The following is a 16,360-nucleotide window of genomic DNA, read 5'->3' as shown; positions in this document are numbered from 1 at the left end:
TCTTGTTTTTGACCTGAGTTTTGGATTATCCGAGATCAGCTTGCATGACAAGGGCGGTGGCGGTTTTGCCATCAGGTCTTGGGTAATATCCACGGCGTTCGCCAATTTGGTTAAACCCAAAACGCTGATACAGCTTTCGCGCAGGTTGATTGTCTTCATCCACCTCAAGGAACATCTTGGTCACAGGGCTCATCATCAAATCTTCGATCATGGCTTGCATCAGCGCCGTGGACAGACGTTTGCCCTTGAATTTTTTGCTCACCACGATGGTCATCAGTTCGCATTCATCGCCGGTTAGGCGCAACATGGCAAAGCCCGCGATCTTGTGTTTGGCGTCGCATGCCACATAGATGGGGGTTTCATTTGAGCGCAAATAGGATTGAAAATCGGCTACGGTCCAGCCGCGAAAAAACCCCTCTGCATGCAATTTGGCTAGGTCTTTTTCGTCGCCTATGCGCGCGGGTTCAATATGCAACCCTGCGGGCGCCATCCAGATTTTCATAAGCGCGCAATATGTTTTGCGGATTGTGGTTTTGCGTCCGCTGAACGAAGGTAACACGGTTCTGGTGGATAGGCCGCTGGGTCTGCCAATTGACCAAATTCGGCCAGCTTCACCACATTGATAAACGTGCGCACCTCTGGGTCACGGGACAGCTCGACATTTTGAGCATTGCATTGGGCCGCCGCCCAGTCCGCGCCTGAGCCCAATATTCGATTTTCATTGTTCAACCCTGCAAGCGCAACTGCGTTCTCCATCGCCAAGGGCGTGGTCAATGCCACACCCGGTGCGGAAAAGTCTTGCCGATAATGCTGGTCGCGGCGCGCGTCGATGAGCACCGTCACTGGACTGTCTTCCCGTCCGCTTAACGAGAGCGCCAACATGGTCGGGATACCCAAACACGGGATATTTAGCGCCGCGGCCAATCCGCGCGCTGCAGCTAGGCCAACACGTAACCCAGTGAATGAGCCAGGGCCTGAAGCGACAATTATGCGCTCAAGGTCATCATACTCGCGCTGGGCGTTGTCGAGCACCGCATCTATTTGGTCCATCACATACTCAGCATGTCCACGCGCCCGCGCTTCAGACATGGTGTAGCTTGTACCATCGGCATCAATCAGCGCGCACTGGCAACATGCCTGCGCTGTATCGATGGCCAATGTAATGGGGAAATGCGTCATTTAGCGTGCAATGCTATGCATTAGATTTGCTGCACGTCCTCGACACCGGGCACAAAGTGACGAAGCAAGTTTTCAATACCGTTTTTCAACGTCGCTGTTGAAGAGGGGCAGCCCGAACATGCGCCCTGCATGTGCAAATAGACCGTTCCTTGCTTGAAGCCCTTAAAGATAATGTCGCCACCATCCATGGCCACCGCAGGCCGTACGCGGGTGTCGATCAGCTCTTTGATCACTTCGACCATTTCGCTGTCGGCCTCTTCAAAGAATTCGTCGTTGGTATCTGAGTTGGCGTCTTGTGCGCCCTCAGCCAACAAGGGCTGGCCAGACATGAAATGCTCCATAATCGAGCCTAAAATTGCGGGCTTGATGTGGGACCATTCGTTATCGCCTTTGGTCACCGCGATAAAATCGCCACCAAAGAAAACACCGGTCACCCCATCAATGGTGAATAGCGCTGTGGCAAGCGGTGAAGTTTGTGCCGCTTCCTCGTTGCGAAAATCCATAGGTTCGCCCGGCAATACGTCGCGACCCGGCAAAAACTTCAAGGTTTGCGGGTTTGGTGTTGCCTCAGTTTGGATAAACATGACCGTAATACTCCGAGCTTGCTTGCCCAATTAAGGGCGGAATCTTCTTTAGAATGATTATAAAATAGTATTTTTGCGGGCAAAGGCAAGTAATTTCCCCGAGAGCGCGACGCTATATCGCAAACTAGGACAGTTCTTCGATTTGCTCGTCTGTGAGAAAGCCGGGCACAATTGCCACTGGAATCGGCAAGGCATTTGCGCCGCGCGCCGCAATGGAGCTGACCAATGGGCCGGGTCCATCGGTTGATTTGGATGACGCCAACACCAAAATCGCAATGTCTTTGTCTTCCGCGATGGCGGCTTCCAACTCGTCAGCTTTTGGGCCCTCACGAATTTCGCGCTCCACCGGAATATCACCCAACGCTTTGATTCGCGCCTCAGCATCATCAAGCCAGCGATTGGCTTCTTCAAATGCTTCCGCGCGCATGACATTTTCCACGCCAATCCAGTGCTGAAACTGGTCGGGCTCAATCACCACCAGCAATTTAACGATACCGCCGGTGCGCCGCATCCGGCACCCAGCAAAGGTTACCGCAACCGCGCATTCGTCGGTGCCGTCCAAAACCGCCAAAAATTTGCGGTGATATTTGGGTCGATCCATTCGTGCCGCATTTTCCATGTGGTGCATGCTGCCATTTGCAGCACCATTTGCCAAGATGGAAATGTAACTGCGACTATGTGCCAACGCTTAGCTTAAAAAACCAACGATTTCCCGAACATGTTTCATAGTGTCTTCGGCGATCTGACGCGCGCGCTGAGCACCGTCACGCAGAATAGAATCAATTTCATCGGGCTGAGCCAACATGCGGCTGATTTCTGAGGAAATTGGGCTGAGATGCGCAACCGCCAAATCAGCAAGGGCTGGTTTGAACGAACCAAAACCCTGACCACCAAACTCTTGCAACACCTGTTCGGACGTCTGATCGGACAAGGCGGCGTAAATTTCCACCAAATTGCGCGCCTCGGGGCGATCTTTTAGGCCCTCGATTTCAGATGGCAAAGGTTCTGGATCAGTTTTGGCTTTGCGGAATTTTTGCGCAATTTTGTCCGCATCATCCATCAAAGCAATACACGAGTTTTCAGATGGATCCGATTTTGACATTTTCTTTGAGCCATCACGCAACGACATGATCCGCATCGCAGGACCAGAAATTAATGGTTCTGTGATCGGGAAAAACTGACCATCTTCAAAGCCTTCATCAATGATTTCATTCTTGAAATCATTGTTAAATTTGCCGGCAATATCGCGGGTCAATTCAAGATGCTGTTTTTGGTCATCCCCCACCGGCACATGCGTGCCGCGATATAACAAAATGTCCGCCGCCATCAGGCTTGGATAGGCATAAAGACCCAGAGACGCGTTTTCACGGTTTTTCCCGGCTTTGTCTTTAAACTGGGTCATGCGGTTCATCCAACCGATCCGCGTTACACAATTGAAAATCCAGGCCAGTTCCGCGTGCTGCATCACTTGGCTTTGGTTAAAAATGATCGAACGCTTCGGATCAACACCGGTTGCAATGTAAGAAGCCGCGACTTCGCGGGTCTTTTGGCGCAGCACTTTTGGGTCCTGCCAAACAGTGATTGCATGCATATCAACGACACAAAAAATGCAGTCAAATTGCTCCTGTAAGGGTCCAAAACGGCGGATGGCGCCGAGATAGTTGCCCAAATGGAGATCACCGGTTGGTTGTACGCCAGAAAATAGGCGATTTTGGAATTCAGTCATGGTTTGGACCCAAGCTTTCAAGTGAAGATTATTTTGAGGGGTTACCTAAACGATCCACGATAAAAAAGTAAACAGCGAAACCGAAAGGACAGGGGGCGAGATCAGGATTTGATGAAATTACGCCATCGATTGAGGCGCTGAATACCCAATAGATGCAGGAGCAAAAAGTAAATTCCAGCCCCCAAGACGATCAGCAGCGCCAAGGCAGAGCCGCGCCACCAGAGGGGTAAATTATCAACATCGAATTGGGGCAACATATAGCCGTTCGCGAAATAAAGAATAGCACCCATCACGCCACTCACCATCACTAAAGAGAAAACCTGACCAATGGTTGATTTTGGCAACATCAATTCACGCCAAAAGGCCAATGTGCTGACCAACATAAAAACATTCGCCCAGCCCGACAAAGTGGTGGCCCAGGCAATGCCCACATGGCCAAGGCGTGGGAACAGTAACAGCGAAAAACCGATATTGAGGACAACCGACACGGCCGCGAAAATCGCCGGAGTTTTTGTGTCTTCGCGGGCGAAATAGGAGGGTTGAAACACTTTGACCAACACAAAGGCGGGCAGACCAAGCGCAAAAATCTGCAGCGCTTTGGCGCTTTGGTTGGCGGCTTGCCCATCAAATGCGCCCCGCTGGAACAAGGTGGCGATAATCGGTTCGGCAATGAGGAACAGGGCTACCGCTGCAGGCAAAGTGAGCATTAACCCAAAGAACAGGCTTCTTTGTTGAACATTGGCGGCCTTTTGGTGCTCGCCCGCTTTCAGGAGGCGGGACAATTCGGGCAACAACACAATGCCTATGGCGATACCAATCATCCCCAAGGGTAGCTGATAGAGCCGATCAGCGTAATATAAATAAGCTATGGCGCTTTCCTGGCTCGACGCGATGTTGGTGCCGACAAGAATGTTGATCTGGGTCACGCCCCCGGTCAAAATAGCAGGGATGGCCAACGCCCAAAACTTTTTGAGGTCATTATCCAATTTGGGCATGGTGAGGCGCGGGAAATAGCCTGTTTGTTTGAGCGCCCACGCCACCAAGCCAATTTGGGCGATCCCGCCCACCAAAACGCCGGAAGAAATGATGATGCTGGCTAGGCGGGTTTGGTAGGACACAAAGACCAAATAGCCGAGCACACCGATCAGCACCACATTGAGCAATGTCGGCGCAAGCGCGGCGATAAAGAACTTGCGCAACCCATTTAGAATAGAACCATAGGCCGCCATTAACGACATGCAAGCCAAATAGGGGAAACAGATTCGGGCCAGCAAAACCGTTAATTCAAACTTGTCCGGGTCATCTACAAAACCAGTTGTAAGCACCAGAATAAGCTGGGGCATGAAAATTTCAGCCACCAGGGTCAGGACAAATAGAATATAGATCAGCGACGACGTGATATTGGCAGAAAAACGCTTTGCTTCGGCTTCGCCTTTTTGCTCTAAAGCTTTGGCAAATAACGGGATGAAGGCGGTGTTAAATACGCCTTCGGCCAAAATTCGCCGAAACATGTTGGGCAGCCGAAAAGCTGCCACAAACGCGTCTGCCACCGGACCGGCACCCAATATCCCTGCCAGCATGATATCGCGTGCAAACCCGAGCAACCGGGACAAAAGTGTTGCGCCACCAACGCTGGCAAAGTTCTTGATCAAGCTCACACGCTTAACTCTTGTGGCTTTTTCTTCGTCGGTTTCTTGCCATTTTTCGCCTCGAATGTGGCGATTAGAGCCGTTTTGATTTTTACTTGACGTTTTTCGTCAGTGACTTTCATACCCGTCAAATCGGTAACATAAAAAACATCAATTGCGCGTTCGCCAAATGTGCCAATATGTGCCGACCCGATGGTGAGGCTTAAATCAGCAATTGTTTTGGTCAAATCATGCAAAAGCCCTGATCGGTCAAGCCCTGAAACCTCAATCACTGTGAATTTCTTCGATAATGAATTGGAGATGATGATATCTGTGGGAACGTTAAATGGCTTTAAGCGCTTGTTGAGTTTGGATCCCACACCCAGTTCAGGGGGCAGGCGTTTTTCGCCGCTCAATAGCTTTTGCACCATATCGATGATTTTAAGGGCCCGAATGCGTTCGTCTTCATCGGATGTGAAACTGCGTTTCAGACGCAATGTGTCAAGCGCTTTACCATCGCGCATCAAGGTGATCTGCGCCCCAACAATATCAGCGTTTGATAGGGTGCATGCGCCCGCGATCATAGACAGCAAACGTGGGTGATCCGGCGTATAAACTGAAATCTCTGTTACAGCTTCAAAGCTATTGATGCCCACGCAGCCCGCAAAAGGTTGGCCAAGCTGGTTTGCCTTGCGAATCATGTTCGCATGATCGATCTGCAACTGGAACTCTGAGCGAATCCAATAGGCAGGATAGTGCCGATCCAAATATTCATCGGCTTGGGCCTTGGGCCAATCGCGCAAAGCTTGTGCGAGCCGCTCTCTGGCCGCTAGGATGCGATCAGCATGGCTGATTTGCGAGTGACCGCCGGACAAAATCGGTTCAGTGGCATAATAAAGCGCGCGCAATAATGAGCCCTTCCAACCGGTCCAAACGCCCGGGCCAACCGCGCGAATATCGCAAGCTGTCAGCACCAACAAAAGGCTCAACCGGGCCGGGCTTTGTGCAATTTGCGCGAAATTTGTGGCCGTTTCTGGGTCTTGCACGTCACGGCTTTGGGAGATTTCACTCATCACGAGATGTTTCTCGATTAACCAAGCAACAGTGTCGGTTTCCGCCGCACTTAGTCCAAACCGTGGGCAAATCCGGCGGGCCATTTTGGCCCCAGCAATCGAATGATCTTCTGGCCGCCCTTTGGCAATATCGTGCAAAAACAGTGCGACAAACAACAGCTTCACATCAGCCAAATGGGGCAATAATTCGTGGGTCAGCGGCAACTCATCTTTAAGGCCGCCTTGCACGATTTCAGCCATCACGCCAACGGCACGAATCAAATGCTCGTCGACCGTGTAATGGTGGTACATATTGAACTGCATCAACGACACGATGCGGCCAAATTCTGGCACAAACCGTCCCAACACCTCCGCTTCATTCATCCGGCGCAAGATGCGTTCAACAGATGGAGCATGGGTAAGAATTTCAAGAAAATACCGATTTGCTTCTGGGTTGGCGCGCAGGTCTTTATCGATCAATTTTCGTGAGCGGTTGATCTGCTTAAGGCCATCGGGATGAAACAAAATCCCTTCTTGGCCCGCGATAAAGAACATTTTGATAATGTTGACCGGGTTTTTGGCAAATACGTCGTCATCAACAATATTAAGACGTCCGCGATCAATAATAAAATCGGTTTCGCCTTTGATTTTTCGCTGTCGAGAAAACGTTTTCCGCATGCGCCCCAACATGTCCACATCTTTGGCGTGATTGAACTCAAGCGACGTGCAAAATATCCTGGTGAGATCGCCTACGTCTTTGGCAACGGCAAAATAGCGCTTCATCAACCGTTCCACAGGCATTAGCCCGGCGCGACCGGTGACGTTGAGGCGATTTGCTAATTCCTGTTGCAATTCAAAGCTGAGCTTTTCTTCGGCGCGACCGGTTAAGAAATGCAAATGGCAGCGTATGGCCCACAAAAACTCTTCCGAACGACGAAAACGACGATATTCTGTTTTTGAAAACACACCATTTTTGATCAATCCAGCACTTTTTTCGACCCGATAGAAATATTTGGCAATCCAAAACAAGGTGTTCAAATCACGCAGACCGCCCTTGCCTTCTTTGATGTTGGGTTCAACCACAAACCGGGTGTTGCCCATTTTTTCGTGCCGTTCATCGCGCTCTGCCATTTTGGCCGCAATAAATTCGGGGCCCGTGCCAGCGACCAATTCTTCACCGAAACGATATTGGAATTCTGCAAACAAGGCTTTGTCGCCGGTAATGTGCCGCGCCTCCAGCGTTGCTGTACGCACGGTCATGTCCGCCTTTGCCATACGCAAACATTCATCAATTGAGCGCACGGCATGGCCTACTTTTTGGCCCAAATCCCAAAGCAGATAAAGCACATATTCGGTGACGCTCTCCCCCCATGGGGTTTGCTTATACGGCAGAATAAACAGCAAATCGATGTCGGAGCCCGGCGCCAATGTGCCGCGTCCATAACCGCCAACCGCAGATATGGACAGGGTTTCAGCGTCTGTTCGGTTGGTGACTGGATAAACATATTCCGAGGCGAACCGAAATGCCATTTTGATCAGTTCGTCTTGCGCGTTGTTAAGATTTTTGGCGCAAGCGCGCCCGCGCCCGTTTGTGGTCAAATCCGCTTCAGCTTGTTGGTGGGCGGTGGCCAAAATTTGCTTGGCCTTTTTCAACACAATGGATCTTGCTTTGGGTCCAGCTGGATTTTCATCACCAATTTCATGCAAAATCTCGCTGATTGCATCATCAGCCTTTGCAAGCGTGAAACTCAATTTGGGGCGGCTAGCGTGCGGCATGTTTTTGGCTAAGCTTTTTCAGTTCATACAATAAATCAATCGCCATGCGGGGCGTCAATTCATCGGGGTTGATTTGAAGGATTCTTTTTTGCAGCGAATTATCGATTTTTGGCTTTGGTGCGGGTCGGCGTTCAGCAAAGAGGGGTAATTGTGAAACCCCAGCGGTCACGTCATTGGTCTCACGTTTTTCCAATATATCAAGCACTTCTTGCGCCCGCTCAATCACTTGTGCTGGTAAGCCTGCCAACTTTGCCACCTGAATGCCATAGGAGCGGTCGGCTGTACCTTTGGCAACTTCGTGCAAAAAGACCACATCGCCTTCCCACTCGCGCACTTTCATTGTGTGATTGGAAACCCGATCCAGACGTTCGGACAATGCTGTGAGCTCATGGTAATGGGTTGCAAAGAGGGCGCGGCAGCTTGTGTTTTCATGCAATGCTTCCACCGCAGCCCAGGCGATCGACAGGCCATCAAATGTCGCAGTGCCACGGCCAATTTCATCCAGCACAACCAACGACGAAGCGGTGGCGCGATTTAGAATGGCAGCGGTTTCAACCATTTCCACCATAAAGGTTGAACGGCCATGGGCGATGTCATCTGCGGCACCCACACGAGAAAACACCCGATCAATCACACCGATATGAGCCGCACTTGCAGGCACAAAGGAACCCAATTGCGCCATGATGGCAATCAGCGCATTCTGTCGCAAGAAAGTCGACTTTCCACCCATATTGGGGCCTGTGATCAACCAAAGTGCACCATTTACCTCTTCGCCGATTGGCGATAAATCACAATCATTGGCCACAAAGGAAATTTGCCCTGCTTTGGCGAGCATCGCCTCGACCACCGGGTGACGACCGTCTTTGATGTCAAAAGCGTTGCTGTTGTCGATTTTGGGTCGGCAGTAGTTTTGTTCCAGCGCCAGTTGGCCAAGCGCTGTGGTAACATCCAGCTTTGCCAAACTATCCGCCAGACTTTGCAGTGCGGCGGTTTCAGCCAAGATCATTTCACGCAATTGCTCAAATATGCGCAACTCAATCGCCAGTGCCGCATCGCTGGCATGGGTGATTTTACCCTGCAATTCAGAAAGTTCTTTGGTATTGAACCGCACCGCATTTGCCAACGTTTGGCGGTGGATGAAGGTTTGATTGAGTGGTTCCGCCATTAACTTATTGCCATGACTGGCGGGCACTTCGATGAAATAGCCCAGCACATTATTGTGCTTCACTTTGATGGCCTTGATGCCCGTTTCATCCGCGTAGCGGGCTTGTAATGCGGCAATGATTTGCCGGCTTTGGGTTGCAAGGGTGCGAAATTCATCCAGTTCCGCATCAAATCCCTGGCGCACGAACCCACCGTCACGCGGCAATATGGGCACTTCGTCTTGTAAGCGGTCAGCAATTTGTGCGGCCAATTCTGTCGGTGCGGCGATCAAATTGTCGAGCAAATGCTTATTGCCGTCGTTTGGCCTTTCAAGTGCTAACAATTCAGCGGCAAGACCTGAGGAAACATTTATTGCAGCCTTAATGGCTAGCATTTCACGTGGGCCGCCGCGCGCAAGCGCCAACCTTGTGAGGCCTCGAACAATGTCGGGGGTTGACTTTAGTTTTTCGCGAACAAGCGAGGTGACCAGACTGTTGTCAACAAAGTCTGCGACCATATTGTGACGTTCAACAATGGCTGCTGGATCGCACAATGGCGCACTGATGCGCGTTGACAAAAGCCGTGATCCAGCAGACGTTACGCATTTATCGATGGTGGTGCGCAATGCCCCATTGGCCTCGCCCCGGTTGGTGCGCAACAATTCGAGCGACATCCGCGTGGCCGCATCGATTTGCATCAACTTATCGCCGGTGCGTTGGGGCAAACGGAGCGGCACTTTTGCCCCTTTTTGGGTTTGATCGATATAAGCAACAGCTGCTGCAAGCGCCGAACGTGTGATGCGTGACTGCCCTAGAAGTGGTTCCGCTGCGGCACCAAACGCTGATTTCAACACATCTGCGGCGGCTTCTGAGTTGAACAATTCGGGGGGCTGGACTGCCAACTGGCCGGAAAACGCAAGGGGCAGCAAATTATTTTGGGTAATGAAACTATGGGTTTGCGCTGTGACAACCAGTTCGGTTGGTTCGATGCGCGCCAGTTCGTCGGTCAATTGTTCGGCACTCACGTCACAAAAAAACATTTCACCGGTAGAAATGTCTGTGTAGCAAATGGCAAAATCCGCATCCCCATGCTGGATCATTGCCAGGCACGCCAGATAATTGTTGGCCGCGCTGTCGAGCAAATCATCTTCGGTCAGCGTGCCTGCCGTCACCAGCCGCACCACATCTCGTTTCACCACAGATTTTGATCCGCGCTTCTTTGCCTCCGCCGGGTCTTCCATTTGCTCGCACACCGCCACACGGTGTCCCAAGGCGATGAGTTTTTTCAAATAACCTTGCGCCGCATGCACAGGCACACCGCACATCGGAATATCCTGATCCAGATGTTTGCCCCGTTTTGTCAGCGCGATTCCCAAGGCGCGAGAAGCGATCTCGGCATCGTCAAAAAACAATTCGTAGAAATCGCCCATTCGATAGAATAAGAGATATCCTGGATTGACCGCACGAATTTCAAAGAATTGCGTCATCATTGGCGTGAGCTGCGCCGGGGAACCTGGTTTTAAAGCGGGCTTTGAAATTTGCGCAGGATCGTCCGGTGCCTCACCCTTTAGCGGGGCTTGGTCAATGTCATCACTTGGCTGGGCATATTGGATATTTTTGTCGTTCATTGTGATTTATTTAGCCGGATCAGTCCGCAATCAGAAAGCCAAGACTAGGCTAACCCGTCCATGGTGCCAACAATAAAGCGTTGCGAATTACCTAGTTTTTGCGATCTAGGCCCGTGGCTTGCACAAAGTGCTGTTTATAGCGATCTGGGATTTGATCTATCAATGTAACGATCATGACATCGGTGGTGCCGAATTGGTGGTCCACAAACGCCCCGTCGCCCACATATGCGCCAACGCGCAAATAGCCTTTAATCAAAGGCGGCAGGTCTTGGACAATCTGGCGTTGGTTTAATGAATCTTGCTCAAGATATTGGATCGTGACGCCAACATCTGTCCGGGCGCAGGCAGACCAATTTTGCGGCGGGCTTGCCGTGTGATGTAGCAGGCTCAGTGCCTCCAAATGCACGTCAGGGTTGGTGCCTTCAAAACTGGCGACGCCAAAATAGACGTCAATATCATACAGGATGGCGTACACCCAAAGCCCGACCCACAGTGCTTCCATGGTACGACGGTCGCGATAAGGCGGCAAAACGCAGGATCGACCAAGCTCGCAAAAACCTTTTTCCCAATTTTTGGCCAACATTGATTTAAGGTCAAATTCGGCGGACGAATAAAACCCATTGCAGGCATGAGCCACATCTGCCCGCAAAGCGCGATAAGTACCCACAATTTTTGGCCGCGCTGAGAGCCCTTCGGTTTCATCATGGTCGACGACGATAATGTGGTCGCAAATCGGGTCAAATTCGTCTGCATCTCGTTTGGTGCGGGACGCGCGCGGGTCGGGTTTGGCCGACATTTCTTCGTAAAAAACTTCATAGCGCAATTGTTGCGCGCGCCGCACTTCGCTGGCGGTTTGCGCGATGCGCACTTCAAGCGAGCCAATCTGCGCCAAGGAAGCTGGGTCTTTTCGCTCTCGCTCCACGCGCTCGTTGCGACCCAACGCGGCTATGCTGGAGCCAATAATTTGTGTGCCCGTCAGGGGAAAAAACTGTTCATACCAGCGCTTGGGACGGCGATGAACAGGCGCCAATTCTCGCGGTTTTAGATCGAACATGGACATCTACAACTACCCCAATGCCAATTGTGTTGGCCGCAACTCATGTGAAAATTGTATGCGATGCGACGATGGGTTGCAATCGCCACTTGTGCGGGCAGACAAGCTGATCTCAAAATGGCTCAGTTATTTCCAGCTCAGTGCTTTGCTTATCCATCACGCAGACCTGACGGCCACGTGGTGTATAGATGATCGCAACGCCGTAACTAGCGCTACCGAACGGTTCAAATTGGACAAGGCTATCATCGCCTGCATTAGCGGCAGCGCGGCACTTTTGCACCAGGGTTTCGCGAAATTCGTCCCAAGCATCTGAACTGCTGGCCTTGGTAGAACCTGTGACCAGCAGCAATGACAACCAAGCCAGAGAACCCACCAATGTAAATCTGTTCACGTGACCAACTTTCTGCTGCGATACATTAAGTCATCTTAGCGTAAAGGTTTTCGGGTTTGGTGGCACTATCAATTTGGAAACGATGATCGGCAGGCGGGTGGGCGCGCTGACCGCACTCTAGGCGCGGGCAAATACGACAACCAACACCGATCGGTACCACTTGGCTTAAGTTTTTAAGGTCCACGCCCTCCGAATAAATCATCTCTTTGGCGTGGGAAATGTGGCATCCCAAACCAATTGACAAGTGACGACGCGGGGCATTGTGTCGATAACCACCCTTGGCGATTGATTTTGCAATGCAAAAATAGGTTTCGCTGTCTGGCATCTGCGAAATCTGAATATTGATCTTTTCGGGCTGCAAAAACGCTGAATAAATGTTCCAACGCGGACAGGCACCCGAATGGCGGGGAATATGAATGCCGGATAGGGAAAAGCGTTTGGAAATATTGCCCGCAATATCGGTGCGCACCAAATGCAAGGGAATGCCCTGCGCACCTTGGCGTTGCAACGTGGTCATGCGGTGGCACACTTGTTCAAAACTAGCATTGAACCGACGCGACAGCCGCTCCACGTCATAACGATAGTCACGACATGCGGCCAAAAACGGCGTGTAAGGCATCACCAAAGCGGCTGCAAAATAGGATGCGAGCACGTTTTTGGCCAAGATCGGCGCATCGCCTTCGGGCAAGTTGGATTGATCGACGATTGCTTCAATCTCATGCTCTGCGGTCAGCAAAGCGGCGCGATGCGCCATCGAGAACAGTGCGGATTCTGGGCTTAATATGTCTGAGATATAAAGCTTGTTGGTCGCCTCATCGAGTTTTTGTGCAATGCCAGCAGGCAAAGACGCCATTTTGCAGTCGAGTCCAAACACATTGGCTAGGTAGGCTTTAAGGCCCATTTCGAAACTGTCTGAGGCGTGATCGACGTCGTGACGCACCCGTTCGGCTGAAGCTTCAAGGGTTGGGAAATGATTGGCGTTTTCTTGGATAAAGTCCGAAATCGCCTCTGTGGCCATGTGGTAGCCAGTAGTTGAGGGTTCGGGCAAATCATTGCTATTCCCCGCAGCGCCTGATGAACGGGTTTCTTGGAACTTATCAAATAAGCGCAAAATCGCGCGGGACGCCGACGGATTGGAAAAAGCCAGGTCACGAATTTCGTGGTTGGTCAGATCGGTATCAGCAAAAATATCGTCGCCGAACAATTCCATTAAATCGCCGACCAATTGCCCTTCATCGCTTTCCACCAATTCGCCTGGCTCGATTCCGAAATGCCCGGCCAGCTTAAAAAGCAGCGGCACGGTGATGTTGCGCCGATTGTGTTCAAGCAGGTTCAAATAGCTGGCAGAAATGCCTAGGGCTGACGCCAAATCGGCCTGGGACACATGCTTTTGCCGGCGTAACCGCCTGATTTTACCGCCAATTTGCGGGCCTGACTTTTCCATATGGGCCTCCAAGATTGTTTGTAAACTTTACAAGACTTTACAAAATTGACCGATGCGCTTTACTGATCTTTACAGCTTAACACCTTGATTTATCGAATTATCTTGCATTTTGGTGCCAAATGTCAAATCTTTACATCATCACTTCTCGGAACGGTTCCGGGAGACGGAGGAAAAAATGACACACACAATCGATAACCGGCAGAACACGCAAGACGAATATATCACAATTATTGCGCGTACCGTTGCAGACGCGATGCGCCAGTTTAAAGCCAAAGGACTTGATAAGTTGGGCTTTGCGATTGTGGGCCCCGTCGACAAGCACCAATTCTCGCTCGCTGATGGCGGCGAAACAACCATTGAGATGTTTGATGGCAACCCAATGATTTCTGCCACATTTAGACGCAGTTTAGCGCAATAACGCCACTGAGCTTTTTAATGCTCTCTCCCTTCGAAAACCCTCCAACGCTCTTTGGCAAGACCATAATGGACTTGCCAAGGGTCGGCGGAGCATTAAAACAAATCCAAGACATACAGGAACATCGCCATGCTCGACCGCAACAAAAGTCAATTCGCTACGCCAGAATGGGCCCCGGACCGCTGGGACAATATTGCCCGGACTTACACCCCTGAAGACGTCAAAAAATTGGCCGGTTCGTTGCCAATTCAGTATTCATTGGCTGAAAATGGCGCAAAGAAGCTTTGGGATTTGCTGCACACTGAAGACTATGTGCCAACTTTGGGTACCTTCACCGGCAACCAAGCGGTGCAACAAATCAAAGCGGGCCTTAAAGCCATCTATCTGTCAGGTTGGCAAGTGGCGGCGGATGCCAATAATTCTGGCAACATGTATCCAGACCAAAGCCTTTACCCAGCGGACAGTGTGCCTGCGGTTGTAAAACGCATCAACAAAGCTTTGCAGCGCGCTGACCAAATTCAAACCATGGAAAAGCTCTCTGGTGAAGAAACCACCGACCTTGATTTTTTTGCGCCAATTATTGCGGACGCGGAAGCCGGTTTTGGCGGTCAATTGAATGCCTTTGAATTGATGAAGGGTATGATTGAGGCGGGTGCTGCTGCCGTTCATTTTGAGGATCAACTGGCGTCTGAAAAGAAATGCGGCCATTTGGGCGGTAAAGTTTTGGTGCCAACAAAGACTTTTGTGCGCACATTGAATGCGGCTCGTTTGGCCGCTGACGTTTTGGGTGTACCAACGCTGATTATGGCCCGAACAGACGCGGAAGCCGCGCGCCTGATCACCTCAGATGTTGACGAATATGATGCACCATATGTTACTGGCGAGCGTACTGAAGAAGGTTTTTATCGCCTCAAAGGCGGGTTTGAGGCGGCGATTGCTCGTGGGTTGGCCTATGCACCATATGCTGACTTGATCTGGTGCGAAACATCGACGCCAAGCCTTGATGATGCCCGCCGCTTCGCTGAAGCCATCAAACGCGAATTCCCGGACCAAATGTTGGCGTATAACTGCTCGCCATCGTTTAACTGGGCCAAGCATATGGATGAAAGCCAAATGGCCAAATTCCAAGCCGAATTGGGTGCGATGGGGTATAAATACCAGTTCATCACATTGGCTGGCTTCCATAATTTGAGCTACACGACCTTTGATCTGGCAAGCCGCTATAAAGATCGCGGTATGGCGGCATATTCAGAGTTGCAACAGGCTGAATTTGGTGCTGAAAGCCGTGGCTTTTCTGCAACCCGCCACCAGCGCGAAGTTGGCACAAGCTATTTTGATGCAGTTTCCATGGCGGTTAGCCAAGGCACCAGTTCAACAACTGCAATGGCTGAATCAACTGAAACGGCACAGTTCTAGTTGAACTGAAATTAAGAGATCTCAACTCCTTTGGGTTTGGCACACGTCCCCACTTTAGTTGTGCCAAATTTGTTGGGAAACTTGAAGCCGACGGGTTCGCCCGTCGGCTTTTTATTTGACATATTTTGCCATGCCCAAAGAAACTGGCGCGGTCTCGCCAAAGCTAAATTTCTTGTAAAGTTCGTTCGCTGAGCCATCTGCGAAAAGACTAATGAAAGCACCGGCCGGGATAGTCCGGTCGATATGGTCCATCAGTTCTTGCATCACTTTGCGGCCCAAGCCGTGCCCCTGATGGTCTGGGCGCACTGCAATATCGCACACCTGTACAAAACAACCGCCATCGCCGATCAGACGGCCCATGGCGATCAACTCGCCAGCTCCATTTCGAATACACACAGCAAAAAGCGAATTGGGCAAGCCAATGGATGCCGCTTCTTTGGATTTGGCGCTCAAACCGGCGGCAATGCGCATGGCGCAATATTCGTCGACCGCAGGGTTTTGATGGGCAATTGAAATATCGGGGTTGATCATAATTGTCCTCAGGTGAATTAGAGCCACAGTTTAGTAGGCGGGCAAATCCGTTTCGAGCAATCCCAGTTCATCCAAGTCCTTAACGCGCTCTGTGTGATCTGCTCGGAACATAAATTCGTCCAGTTGCGGCGGCGCAACAGATGTGCCAGCAAACATGGCATGTGCTTGGCCACGATGATGAATTTGATGTTGGAACAGATGGGGCAAAACATTGCCCAATGGCTCGTCATAGCGCAATAACCTAACCACTTTCTTCAAAGCCTGTTCGGTGAGTTGACCACAAAACCTGATCAGGCGCAGATCCACCTCGCGCTGAGCGGCCTTTAAGCCCGTCGCATTTTCAAATGGCTCGTCATTTTCCCAGGCTTTTGCCCCAAGCGAGCCGCCTGCAAAC

General features: G+C 51.0%; 15 protein-coding genes. 2 read left to right on the top strand and 13 right to left on the bottom strand.

The features are described 5' to 3' along the window. Positions 1-25 precede the first annotated feature (25 nt). From rimI to ACJAZW_RS06070, 11 genes are all read right to left on the bottom strand, one after another. Complete coding sequence (gene rimI / locus ACJAZW_RS06120; RefSeq protein ID WP_415156102.1) at positions 26-502, bottom strand: ribosomal protein S18-alanine N-acetyltransferase; 477 nt, start codon at positions 500-502, stop codon at positions 26-28. After that, positions 499-1,179, bottom strand: coding sequence for a tRNA (adenosine(37)-N6)-threonylcarbamoyltransferase complex dimerization subunit type 1 TsaB (gene tsaB / locus ACJAZW_RS06115; protein ID WP_415156100.1), 681 nt, complete (start codon positions 1,177-1,179; stop codon positions 499-501). Before tsaB ends, rimI begins: the two co-directional genes overlap by 4 nt. A gap of 20 nt (positions 1,180-1,199) precedes the next feature. Then, positions 1,200-1,763, bottom strand: coding sequence for a NifU family protein (locus ACJAZW_RS06110; RefSeq protein WP_415156098.1), 564 nt, complete (start codon positions 1,761-1,763; stop codon positions 1,200-1,202). Between the two features lie 124 nt (positions 1,764-1,887). Then, positions 1,888-2,448 (bottom strand): universal stress protein, encoded by a 561-nt coding sequence (locus ACJAZW_RS06105; RefSeq protein WP_415156096.1) that lies wholly within the window; start codon positions 2,446-2,448, stop codon positions 1,888-1,890. 3 nt (positions 2,449-2,451) lie between these two features. After that, positions 2,452-3,489 carry a tryptophan--tRNA ligase gene (gene trpS / locus ACJAZW_RS06100; protein ID WP_415156094.1) on the bottom strand — a complete coding sequence of 346 codons (1,038 nt, stop codon included), beginning with the start codon at positions 3,487-3,489 and terminating at the stop codon, positions 2,452-2,454. Between the two features lie 101 nt (positions 3,490-3,590). Further along, positions 3,591-5,147, bottom strand: a complete 1,557-nt coding sequence (gene murJ / locus ACJAZW_RS06095; RefSeq protein WP_415156092.1) for a murein biosynthesis integral membrane protein MurJ — start codon at positions 5,145-5,147, stop codon at positions 3,591-3,593. After that, on the bottom strand, positions 5,144-7,945 hold the full coding sequence (locus ACJAZW_RS06090; protein ID WP_415156090.1) for a [protein-PII] uridylyltransferase: 2,802 nt from the start codon (positions 7,943-7,945) through the stop codon (positions 5,144-5,146). The genes murJ and ACJAZW_RS06090 overlap by 4 nt, the downstream gene beginning before the upstream one ends. Next, the gene (gene mutS / locus ACJAZW_RS06085) at positions 7,932-10,577 is read right to left on the bottom strand and encodes a DNA mismatch repair protein MutS (RefSeq protein WP_415156174.1); all 2,646 of its coding nucleotides are present in this window, start codon (positions 10,575-10,577) and stop codon (positions 7,932-7,934) included. Before mutS ends, ACJAZW_RS06090 begins: the two co-directional genes overlap by 14 nt. A 229-nt stretch (positions 10,578-10,806) precedes the next feature. Continuing rightward, positions 10,807-11,775 carry a GNAT family N-acetyltransferase gene (locus ACJAZW_RS06080; RefSeq protein WP_415156088.1) on the bottom strand — a complete coding sequence of 323 codons (969 nt, stop codon included), beginning with the start codon at positions 11,773-11,775 and terminating at the stop codon, positions 10,807-10,809. Between the two features lie 106 nt (positions 11,776-11,881). Then, complete coding sequence (locus ACJAZW_RS06075; RefSeq protein WP_415156086.1) at positions 11,882-12,160, bottom strand: hypothetical protein; 279 nt, start codon at positions 12,158-12,160, stop codon at positions 11,882-11,884. Positions 12,161-12,185: 25 nt separating this feature from the next. Continuing rightward, positions 12,186-13,604, bottom strand: a complete 1,419-nt coding sequence (locus ACJAZW_RS06070; protein WP_415156084.1) for a helix-turn-helix domain-containing protein — start codon at positions 13,602-13,604, stop codon at positions 12,186-12,188. A 175-nt stretch (positions 13,605-13,779) separates the two neighbouring features. On the opposite strand from ACJAZW_RS06070, the gene ACJAZW_RS06065 reads away from it, so the two are divergent. Both ACJAZW_RS06065 and aceA read left to right on the top strand, forming a co-directional pair. Next, positions 13,780-14,022, top strand: coding sequence for a hypothetical protein (locus ACJAZW_RS06065; RefSeq protein WP_415156082.1), 243 nt, complete (start codon positions 13,780-13,782; stop codon positions 14,020-14,022). Positions 14,023-14,148: 126 nt separating this feature from the next. Continuing rightward, positions 14,149-15,435 (top strand): isocitrate lyase, encoded by a 1,287-nt coding sequence (aceA, locus tag ACJAZW_RS06060; protein WP_415156080.1) that lies wholly within the window; start codon positions 14,149-14,151, stop codon positions 15,433-15,435. Between the two features lie 111 nt (positions 15,436-15,546). Here aceA and ACJAZW_RS06055 read toward each other — a convergent pair whose 3' ends face one another. Together ACJAZW_RS06055 and ACJAZW_RS06050 are read right to left on the bottom strand one after the other, a co-directional pair. Further along, positions 15,547-15,966, bottom strand: coding sequence for a GNAT family N-acetyltransferase (locus tag ACJAZW_RS06055; RefSeq protein WP_415156078.1), 420 nt, complete (start codon positions 15,964-15,966; stop codon positions 15,547-15,549). Between the two features lie 30 nt (positions 15,967-15,996). Then, the coding region (locus ACJAZW_RS06050) for a DinB family protein (RefSeq protein WP_415156076.1) at positions 15,997-16,360 on the bottom strand (364 nt) is incomplete at its 5' end.

This window comes from Maritalea sp. (assembly GCF_047634455.1).
GTDB lineage: Bacteria > Pseudomonadota > Alphaproteobacteria > Rhizobiales > Devosiaceae > Maritalea.
The sequence above is the reverse complement of the archived record's forward strand: the minus strand, read 5'-3'. Positions and strand labels throughout refer to the sequence as shown.

Bases quoted from the DNA above. Each gene is read 5' to 3' on its own strand.
- ACJAZW_RS06065 (WP_415156082.1), top strand. From the start codon at position 13,780: ATGACACACACAATCGATAACCGGCAGAACACGCAAGACGAATATATC.
- ACJAZW_RS06055 (WP_415156078.1), bottom strand. From the start codon at position 15,966: ATGATCAACCCCGATATTTCAATTGCCCATCAAAACCCTGCGGTCGAC.
- aceA (WP_415156080.1), top strand. From the start codon at position 14,149: ATGCTCGACCGCAACAAAAGTCAATTCGCTACGCCAGAATGGGCCCCG.
- trpS (WP_415156094.1), bottom strand. From the start codon at position 3,489: ATGACTGAATTCCAAAATCGCCTATTTTCTGGCGTACAACCAACCGGT.
- ACJAZW_RS06110 (WP_415156098.1), bottom strand. From the start codon at position 1,763: ATGTTTATCCAAACTGAGGCAACACCAAACCCGCAAACCTTGAAGTTT.
- ACJAZW_RS06090 (WP_415156090.1), bottom strand. From the start codon at position 7,945: ATGCCGCACGCTAGCCGCCCCAAATTGAGTTTCACGCTTGCAAAGGCT.
- ACJAZW_RS06070 (WP_415156084.1), bottom strand. From the start codon at position 13,604: ATGGAAAAGTCAGGCCCGCAAATTGGCGGTAAAATCAGGCGGTTACGC.
- mutS (WP_415156174.1), bottom strand. From the start codon at position 10,577: ATGATGACGCAATTCTTTGAAATTCGTGCGGTCAATCCAGGATATCTC.
- tsaB (WP_415156100.1), bottom strand. From the start codon at position 1,179: ATGACGCATTTCCCCATTACATTGGCCATCGATACAGCGCAGGCATGT.
- ACJAZW_RS06080 (WP_415156088.1), bottom strand. From the start codon at position 11,775: ATGTCCATGTTCGATCTAAAACCGCGAGAATTGGCGCCTGTTCATCGC.
- rimI (WP_415156102.1), bottom strand. From the start codon at position 502: ATGAAAATCTGGATGGCGCCCGCAGGGTTGCATATTGAACCCGCGCGC.